The organism is Pseudomonas sp. PS01270 (assembly GCF_029959775.1).
Lineage (GTDB): Bacteria > Pseudomonadota > Gammaproteobacteria > Pseudomonadales > Pseudomonadaceae > Aquipseudomonas > Aquipseudomonas atacamensis.
This window is the reverse complement of the sequence record NZ_JASCPT010000165.1, coordinates 1-9,230: the sequence shown is the minus strand read 5'-3', so window position 1 is coordinate 9,230 and position 9,230 is coordinate 1. Positions and strand designations below refer to the sequence as shown.

Sequence of the window (9,230 nt, the reverse complement as noted above, 5' to 3'; positions counted from 1 at the left end):
GCTCGCGAAAGCGTCGTCCCAGGCGACACATAGGCTGATGTCAGACCGCTTTCGCGAGCAGGCTCGCTCCCACATTTGAACTGCATTACAACTCAGGAATTGATGCCATGAACTACACCAATCCAAGCAAGCTGCAAGCCGCGATCCTCGACTGGGCCGGTACCGTGGTGGATTTCGGCTCGTTCGCGCCGACGCAGATCTTCGTCGAAGCCTTCGCCGAATTCGATGTCCAGGTGTCGATTGAAGAGGCCCGTGGGCCGATGGGCATGGGCAAGTGGGACCACATCCGCACCCTCTGCAATCAGCCGCAAGTGGCCGAGCGTTATCGCAAGGTATTCGGTCGCACGCCGACCGACGATGATGTTACCGCTATCTACAACCGTTTCATGCCGTTGCAGATCGAGAAAATCGCCGAGCACTCGGCCCTGATTCCCGGCGCGCTGGACGCCATCGCCCAACTGCGCGCGCAAGGCATCAAGATCGGTTCCTGCTCCGGCTACCCGAAAGCGGTCATGGACAAAGTCGTCGAACTCGCCGCCAGCAACGGCTACGTCGCCGACCACGTGGTCGCCACCGACGAAGTGCCAAACGGTCGTCCATGGCCGGCGCAAGCGTTGGCCAACGTGATCGCTCTGGGCATCGACGATGTTGCAGCGTGCGTGAAGATCGACGACACCGTGCCGGGCATTCTCGAAGGTCGCCGGGCCGGCATGTGGACGGTTGCGCTGATTTGCTCGGGCAACGCGCTGGGTCTGGACTATGAAGGTTTCCGCGCGTTGGGCAGCGATGAACTCGCCAGTGAGCGCAAGCGCATCCACGCGCTTTTCGCAGATTCGCGGCCGCATTACATGATCGACACCATCAGTGATCTGCCGGAAGTGATCGCCGACATCAACAAGCGTCTGGCCAACGGGGAGATGCCGCAAAACGCTTGAGGCTGGAAAACTAAAACACCGCTTATTGCAATCAGCGGTGTTTTTTTTTGCACTGTCTTGAGTAAAGACATCGCTTGGATATGACTTATTCGGAAATAAGGTTACCTTGCGCATCGTATGCAAGACCATCGGGATGTTTAACACTTCCGTCCGGCAATTGTTCAGTTCCATCTTCCCAGACAATACGGCCATCCGGATATTCAACGGTATTATCCGGCCAGACGATTCGCCCGTCCGGATACTCTACCCGGCCGTCTTCATATTGAATGATGCCGTCGGGACGCTTGATCGAAGTTTTATCTACAGCGACTACGCTGCCGTCAGGCAGTGTGGTGGAGCCATCGACATTGACTTTCGCACCAATTGTTTGAATCAGCGTTATCAAGGCCACAGGATCGATGTTGATGTTAAGGGTCGGCCATGGCATTGGCGGACGCTTGGTGTCAACCGGGGCCACTGGTTTGGTTGGCGCTACTGGCTTGGTTGGCGCCACTGGCTTGGTCGGCGCCACTGGCTTGGTTGGCGCTACCGGCTTGGTCGGCGCCACTGGCTTGGTTGGCGCAACTGGCTTGGTCGGCGCCACTGGCTTGGTCGGCGCTACCGGCTTGGTCGGCGCTACCGGCTTGGTCGGCGCCACTGGTTTGGTCGGCGCCACTGGTTTGGTTGGAATTACTGGCTTGGTTGGCGCAACTGGTCTGGTTGGGACAACTGGTTTGGTTGGCGCAACTGGCTTTGTTGGTGTTACCGGCTTTGACGTCGTGGTAGTAGGGCGAGGCTTCGAGATCGGACTTTTCATATTCACACTCAAATTGATAAATATAGTTTTGATCTTTAATAACAAACTAAAGAGCCGAGCCGACAATAATCACGCACAACAAACTATTCAAACCAAAAGAAACCACAAGATATAAACAACATAGAGTTACGCTGCGCAGACCAACGTACAACAATAACTTTCAACAAACAGAAGTCATAAACCGTAAAACTTGCACTTCGATTGTTGCAAATATCATCACGCCGCAGGTTGGCATGTATTGATCGCGACCATCGGCTACATCGCTGCAAATCCGCGCCGTCCCTGCAGGCCACCCGTGTGGGCAAAGACCAGACGCGTGCCGACCGCGAATTCGCCTGACTCGACATGCTGCTTGAGCGCCAGCAAGGCCTTGCCGGTGTACAGCGGTTCCAAAGGGATGCCGCTGGTTTGCTCGGTCTGATCGATGAAGGTCAGCAACGCCTGGTCAACTTTGGCGAAACCACCACGGCTGGCATCGATCAGTTGATAGTCCGCCGCAGGCTCGGTGGCGTGCGCGAGGATCGACTCGATGTTCGGCGCTACGCCGTGATCATCCGGCACTGCCAGAGCACCGTACACCACGCGCCTGCCTTGCTCCGCGAGCGCCAGTCCGGCCAATGTCGTGCCGGTGCCACAGGCCAGCCACCAGGCGTCGAAATCATTCCAGCCCAGCTTGGCCAATTGCTCTTCGGCCTGCTGCCAGATCGCTGCGCAACCCAAGGCGCCGGCCAGTCCACCACCGCCCTCGGGCACCGCATGCAGCGTAGGAAATTGCGCTTTCCATGGCACCCAGAATCCCGCTTCGTGCCGCGCGCGGTAGCCGGCGTAACCGAGCCAATGCAACTGCATGCCGAACGTTTGCAGATCCCGCACTGTCGGCGTGTCCTGCGGGTGCCCGCGCAGCAGCCCCACGGTTTTGAATCCCAGCCGCTTGCCCGCCGCCGCCAGCGCGTGCAGGTGATTGGAATGCGCACCGCCAAGGCTGATGATGCCCTCGGCGCCGGCACGCTCGGCGGCTTTAAGATGTTCAACGAGTTTGAACCACTTGTTGCCGCTGATCAGCGGGTCGATGCGGTCCAGGCGCAGGATCGCGACCTCGATGCCGGCGTCTGCCAGCCAGCCTAGACGGAGCGGTTCGAGGGGGGCTTGGGCTAGCCAGTTGGGGGGAGGCAAAAGCATAAATGCCGGCTCTGTTTGCAGAGCCGGCATCTTAACAGCAGTCGCAAAAAAACCTGCTGTTTGCAAGCGAACCTGCTCGCGAAGGCGTCGTGTCAGGCGAAATCTTCGTAGCTGACGCTCCGCTTTCGCGAGCAGGCTCGCTCCCACAGGTGATGCGTTGTGTTTACAACTCAGCCGCCAGCCGCGAACCCTGATTGATCGCGCGCTTGGCGTCCAGCTCCGCCGCGACATCCGCGCCGCCGATCAAGTGCACGTTCTGCCCGGCTTCAACCAGACCATCGTGCAACTCACGCAACGGATCCTGCCCCGCACAGATCACGATGTTGTCCACCGCCAGCAGTTGCGGCTCACCGCTTTCGCCGATGCGAATGTGCAAGCCTTGGTCATCGATGCCCAGGTATTCGACGCTGTTGAGCATCTGCACCTGCTTGTTCTTCAGACCGGTGCGATGAATCCAGCCGGTGGTTTTGCCCAGACCGTCGCCGACCTTGGTCTTCTTGCGCTGCAACAGGAACACCTCACGGGCCGGCGCATGCGGTGCCGCTTTGATGCCCGCCACACCACCACGGGCCTCCAGTTGCGTGTCAATGCCCCACTCTTTCCAGAACGCCGCGCGATCCAGACTGGTGGCCACGCCTTGATGAACGAGAAATTCCGAGACATCGAAACCGATCCCGCCAGCACCGATTACCGCGACACGCTTGCCGACCGGTTTGCGCTCGAGGATCACATCCAGATAACTCAGGACCTTGGCATTCTCGACGCCCGGAATCGCCGGCACGCGCGGGGCGATACCGGTGGCGAGGATGATTTCGTCGTAACCGCCGTCAACCAACTTGGCCACGTCAACGCGGGTGTTCAGGCACACCTCGACATTCGTCGTTTGCAGCTTGCGGTTGAAGTAGCGCAGGGTTTCGAAAAACTCTTCCTTGCCCGGTACGCGCTTGGCGATGTTGAACTGGCCACCGATCTCGCTGGCCGAATCGAACAGCGTCACCTGATGACCGCGCTCGGCGGCCACGGTGGCGGCGGACAGACCGGCAGGGCCGGCACCGACCACGGCGATTTTCTTGATCTGCTGCACCGGCAGGTAATTGAGTTCGGTTTCGTGGCAGGCACGCGGGTTGACCAGGCAACTGGTGAGCTTGCCGCCAAAGGTGTGGTCGAGGCACGCCTGGTTGCAGCCGATGCAGGTGTTGATTTCGTCGGCACGGCCTGCGGCGGCCTTGTTGACGAAGTCCGGATCGGCGAGGAATGGGCGGGCCATGGAAACCATGTCGGCATCGCCTTCAGCAAGAATCTGCTCGGCAATTTCCGGGGTATTGATGCGGTTGGTGGTGATCAGCGGAATACTCACAGAGCCGCGCAACTTGGCCGTGACCTTGCTGAACGCTGCACGCGGAACCTTGGTGGCGATGGTCGGAATCCGCGCTTCGTGCCAGCCGATACCGGTGTTGATGATCGTCGCGCCGGCCTGTTCGATGGCTTTGGCCAGCATGACGATTTCATCCCAGGTGCTGCCACCTTCGACCAGATCGAGCATCGACAGGCGGAAGATGATGATGAAATTCGGCCCGACCGCTTCGCGCACACGACGGACAATTTCTACCGGCAGGCGCATGCGGTTTTCGTAGCTGCCACCCCAGCGGTCGGTGCGGTGGTTGGTGTGCGCGGCGAGGAACTGGTTAATGAAGTAACCTTCCGAACCCATGATTTCGACGCCGTCGTATTCGGCGGTTTGCGCCAATACCGAGCAGGTGACGAAATCGCTGATCTGCTTTTCGATGCCCTCTTCGTCCAGCTCTTTGGGCTTGAACGGGTTGATCGGCGCTTGAATCGCGCTCGGTGCTACCTGTTTCGGGCTGTAGGCATAGCGGCCTGCGTGGAGAATCTGCATGCAGATCTTGCCGCCCGCCTCGTGCACCGCGCGGGTGACGATGCGGTGCTTGAGCGCCTCTTCCTCAGTTGTGAGCTTGGCCGCGCCGGAGTACACACCTCCCTCGTCATTCGGGCCGATGCCGCCGGTGACCATCAGGCCGACACCGCCACGGGCACGTTCGGCGAAATACGCCGCCATGCGCTCGAAGCCACCCGGCTTTTCTTCCAGACCGGTGTGCATCGAGCCCATAAGGGTGCGGTTGCGCAGCGTGGTGAATCCCAGGTCCAGCGGGGCCAGCAAATGCGGGTAATGAGCGGCGGTCATCGGTAACTCCACAACGAGCGATCACGGAAAAAGTTGCGGGAGCTCTGCGTCCCCCGTCAGTCATGTTCGACAGACTAAGAGTCGCACCGCTGTCACTCAATGACCGTAACTGACAAGTTATTGATCCAAATGCGCAGCGCCCCTTGGCAACCCGAGCCATGGGCCCTACCCTAGTCGGCACATCCTGTACCCGGCTGTTGTTGGTTTTCATGCGCAAACTTCTGTATCTGTTTTTCTCCATGGCCCTCGTTGCCGCCCTGACCACCTACGCCATGTGGGCGGCAGACCGGCCGGCGGGACATTACCTGTCGGACCTGCGCATCAAGCTCGCCGTCAATCAGGGCACGCCCGGCGACCGTGGCAATCTGCTCGGCATTCAGCCCGAACTGTTCCCCACCGATTACCAAAGCTCCGCACGCCTGCACCGCAAGCTTGCGGCGTACCTTCAGCAGGCCCGCGATCAAGGCTTGCTCAACGAAAAAACCGTGGTGGTATTGCCCGAGCACGTCGGCACCTGGCTGATGATCAGCGGCGAGAAAGACGAGTTGTATCAGGCGCCGACCCTGGCGGAGGCAATGAACTGGCTGGCGGCGAGCAATCCGCTGTTGTTTGCCCGAGCGTGGCTGCGGGCCAAGGGCGAGCAACGGCTGAACGATGCTTATCTGCGGATGAAAGCGAAGTCCATGGCCAAGGATTACCAGGCGCTGTTCGGCGGTCTGGCCAAGGAGTTCCAGGTCACCCTGGTGGCCGGCTCCATCGTGCTGCCGGAGCCAAGCATCCGCGACGGCCGGCTCAAGCCCGGCAGCGGCGCCCTGTTCAACAGCAGCGTGGTGTTTGGTCGCGACGGCGTACCGTTGGGCCAGCCGCAACGGCAGATGCATCCGATCTTTGATCAGCAAGGTGTGATTCAGGCCGAAGACAAACACGCCATACAGGTCGTCGACACACCGGCCGGACGCTTGGGCATCCTTATCGGCAGTGACAGCTGGTACCCCGCCAACTACCGCACCCTCGATGAACAAGGCGCGCAACTGGTGGCGGTGCCGGCGCAGGTTATCGGCCAAGGCGCCTGGGACAAGCCATGGCGTGGCTACAAGGGTTCGAGCACGCCGGGCTCGGTCAGCCTCAAGCCCGGCGACCTCAGTGAAGGTCAGGCCTGGCACCGACTGACCCTCACCGCGCAACCGCCAAGCAGCCACGCGATTGCCGGCGTCAGTGTGTTCATGCGCGGGCAGTTCTGGGACAAGTCGAGTACCGGCACAAGCTTCCTCAGCAGCAACGGCCAGCAGTTCGCCGATGGCGAGGCCCGTGGTGCGCGCTTGCTGAACGTCTGGCTGTAAACCATGAAGCCGCAGCCGATGCGCCTCGGGGATCTGTCGGTGGGCTTCGTCCATAGTCTGGCCGACGCCGTGCGCAGCCACGACGTCGATCCGCTGCCTCTGCTTGAACAATATGGCCTTGATGCCGCGCGACTGGCCGAGGCCGGGGCGCGCTTGTCGATCCCCCGATACATGCGCCTGGGCCATGCGGCGATTCAACTCACCGGCGACCCGGCCCTGGGCCTGCGCATGGGCCGAATGATCCGCTTGAATCAGGCTGGGCTGGCCGGCATCACTGCGGCGCAAGCGCCCACCGTGCGTGAAGCGGCCCGCTGCCTGACGCGCTTCGAGCCGCTATACGGTTCCAACTATCGCGGGCAGTCCAGTTTCCACGAAGACGCCAACGGTGCGTGGCTGCGCTTCTACTCGATCAGCCCGTACAACGCCTATAACCGCTTCGTGGTCGACTCGATCCTCGCCGGCTGGCTGCATCAGTTGTCGAGCCTGTGCGGCGAAACGTTGCGCGCCGAGAGAATCGAAATCGAATTCGAAGCGCCGGATTACCGCGACGCCTACACAATGCTCGGCGACTGCCCGATCCAGTTCAGCGCCGAGCGCAACCAACTGCGCCTGAACCTGAGCAGTCTCGCCCTGCGCAACTCCGAACATTGCCCGAGCACCTGGCGACATCTGCTGCAATTGTGCGAGCGGGAGCTGGAACAACTGACCCGCACCCGCAGCCTGCGCGAGCGCATCACGCAATTGCTCGGCCCGTTGCTCAATGGCGGCCGTGAGCCGGATCTTGAAGAAGTCGCGGCACGCCTGAAACTGCCGACCTGGACCTTGCGGCGCAAACTTGCGGAAGAAGGCACGCAATTTCGCGCGATCCTCAATGACACACGCCGCGACCTGGCAATGACCTACATCCGCGACACCGAACTGGCGTTCGGCGAGATCGCCTACCTGCTGGGCTTCGCCTCAGCTGAAGCCTTCCAGCGTGCATTCAAACGCTGGAGCGGGCAGACGCCCGGCGAATCCCGACGAAATTACCGCTCGGGAGCCTGAAGCTCAGAGCTCCGTGGCGTCGTCAGCCGGCTCTGGTTGATCCAGTTCAAATGCCTGGTATTCGAGCAGTTCTTCCTGATACTCATCCATCGTATAAATCCCCCAACTGCTCGCTATGAAAATGGCCTGATCAATCGACCTGTGCCCCGAGCATAAAGTGCCCGTATGAAGGAAAAGTGAAACGCTGCCTTCATGAATAAAACGTAGCAGGTGGTTGGGGATTTATCGCGGCGCTGATGTCGCAGGTGTGTAACCAGATCTTAAGCCAACCCCGAAACAATGTAGGAGTGAGCCTGCTCGCGATAGCGGTGTGACAGTCTGATCATCTGTCGACTGACACCACGCCTTCGCGAGCAGGCTCGCTCCCACAGGGTTTCGCTTGGCTTCTTATTGGCCCGACGCAGGCATCGCCGGAATCGGCTCTGACGGTGGCGGGATATCCGGGTTGGTCGGTGGCGTGATGGTTTCGCTGGCGGGCGTGGGCTCTTCCAAGGGCGCTGGGGCAGGCGTAATCGGCGTCGATTCCGCTGGCGGTACTACCGGCTCGGAGCTCACTGGTGCGGTTTCAGCCGGGGCTGGTGCAGGTTCTGCAGCCGGCGCGGGGGCCGGTTCCGCTGCAGGTGTCGGCGCCAGAGGCGCAGGTGCAGGTGCCGCTTTTGGTTCTGGCACACCAAGATCGGTTTTCGGCTTTTCTTCGATGTGTGCAGCTTTCTTCGCATCGGCGGGCAGGAACTGCTCCACCAGTGTGAAGAAACGCTCGTAGAACTTCTGCGCAATGACCGTCTCACTGGCGACCTTGACCATCGAGTCGTCCGAGGAGCCGATCGGCATCGACACCGAGCCCAATACACCAACCCCGAGGCTGGCGGAATTGTTGGTCTTCTTCAACGCATAACGGTCCTGCAGGGCGTTGGCGAACACCGTCGCATGATGCCCGGCGCTGCCATCTTCGGCGCAGACCACGTTGAAGCTGATCTCGAGATGGGTCTCGCCGGTCTGCTGGAAGCTCTTGTGCCCGCTGACCAGTTTCGGATCACTGCTGGTAATGATGTAGCCCTGACTGAGCAACGCGCGCCGGGCCGCTTCGCAACTGGCGGTGTCGGTTACCGGGTAATTGCGCGAAAAGGTGCCGGAGTCATCGAAGTTCTCATGCTCATAGATCGGCTTGTCCTTCGAACAACCGGCCACCGCAGTCAACAAAAGCGCCAGCCCGACAACACGCATGGGAGTGGAAATCAACATTGAACATCCTGAGGGAAAACAGTCCGGGGCGTATTGTGCAACAGATCGCCGCCCCATGGCGCATGGAATAGTGTCAAGAATCGGTTACAACTTTACCGGTCATGGCCATCAGGAAAAAGCCGCGTGGACAAATGATCGATCAACGCGCGCAATTTCGCCGTGGCTTGTCGGCTCGACGGCCATAACACCCTAGCCGCCCGACGTGTTCTAAACGCCAAGGGACAGTGTACATCCAGGAATCAGGTCGGCTGTCAGGCCGCCTTCGCGAGCAGGCTCACTCCCACAGAAAGGCAAAAGCAAAAGATCGCAGCCTTCGGCAGCTCCTACACAATGAGCGCAAGCTCGAGTGCTTTTGATCTTGCTTTTGATCCACCGGCGACGTCGGAAGGCTGAGTGGAGGGATTGATCCGGGCGTGGGAGCGCAGCGACCGTCTGGCGCAGCCAGACACAGCGGAAGGAGGTGCAGCGAAGCAAACCGGAGCCGCTGCGCC

At 60.3% G+C, this 9,230-nt stretch carries 7 protein-coding genes and 1 pseudogene; 3 read left to right on the top strand and 5 right to left on the bottom strand.

Annotated features, from left to right (window positions below; translation table 11 throughout):
- Positions 1-107 precede the first annotated feature (107 nt).
- Complete coding sequence (gene phnX / locus QMX86_RS25765; protein WP_282387048.1) at positions 108-935, top strand: phosphonoacetaldehyde hydrolase; 828 nt, start codon at positions 108-110, stop codon at positions 933-935.
- Between the two features lie 85 nt (positions 936-1,020).
- Here the strand turns inward: phnX and QMX86_RS25760 are convergent, their stop codons facing one another.
- From QMX86_RS25760 to QMX86_RS25750, 3 genes are all read right to left on the bottom strand, one after another.
- The gene (locus QMX86_RS25760) at positions 1,021-1,572 is read right to left on the bottom strand and encodes a hypothetical protein (RefSeq protein ID WP_279290705.1); all 552 of its coding nucleotides are present in this window, start codon (positions 1,570-1,572) and stop codon (positions 1,021-1,023) included.
- Positions 1,573-1,986: 414 nt separating this feature from the next.
- Positions 1,987-2,910 carry a pyridoxal-phosphate dependent enzyme gene (locus QMX86_RS25755; RefSeq protein WP_110645468.1) on the bottom strand — a complete coding sequence of 308 codons (924 nt, stop codon included), beginning with the start codon at positions 2,908-2,910 and terminating at the stop codon, positions 1,987-1,989.
- 163 nt (positions 2,911-3,073) lie between these two features.
- On the bottom strand, positions 3,074-5,113 hold the full coding sequence (locus tag QMX86_RS25750; protein WP_282387047.1) for an NADPH-dependent 2,4-dienoyl-CoA reductase: 2,040 nt from the start codon (positions 5,111-5,113) through the stop codon (positions 3,074-3,076).
- A gap of 209 nt (positions 5,114-5,322) precedes the next feature.
- On the opposite strand from QMX86_RS25750, the gene QMX86_RS25745 reads away from it, so the two are divergent.
- Positions 5,323-6,453, top strand: a complete 1,131-nt coding sequence (locus QMX86_RS25745; RefSeq protein WP_282387046.1) for a nitrilase-related carbon-nitrogen hydrolase — start codon at positions 5,323-5,325, stop codon at positions 6,451-6,453.
- 3 nt (positions 6,454-6,456) lie between these two features.
- Positions 6,457-7,497 carry an AraC family transcriptional regulator gene (locus QMX86_RS25740; protein WP_282387045.1) on the top strand — a complete coding sequence of 347 codons (1,041 nt, stop codon included), beginning with the start codon at positions 6,457-6,459 and terminating at the stop codon, positions 7,495-7,497.
- Between the two features lie 387 nt (positions 7,498-7,884).
- Here the strand turns inward: QMX86_RS25740 and QMX86_RS25735 are convergent, their stop codons facing one another.
- Positions 7,885-8,739, bottom strand: a complete 855-nt coding sequence (locus QMX86_RS25735; protein WP_073471339.1) for a DUF2242 domain-containing protein — start codon at positions 8,737-8,739, stop codon at positions 7,885-7,887.
- Positions 8,740-8,831: 92 nt separating this feature from the next.
- Positions 8,832-8,927: pseudogene (locus tag QMX86_RS25730) on the bottom strand (LysR family transcriptional regulator); the annotation flags it as partial.
- Positions 8,928-9,230: the final 303 nt, after the last annotated feature.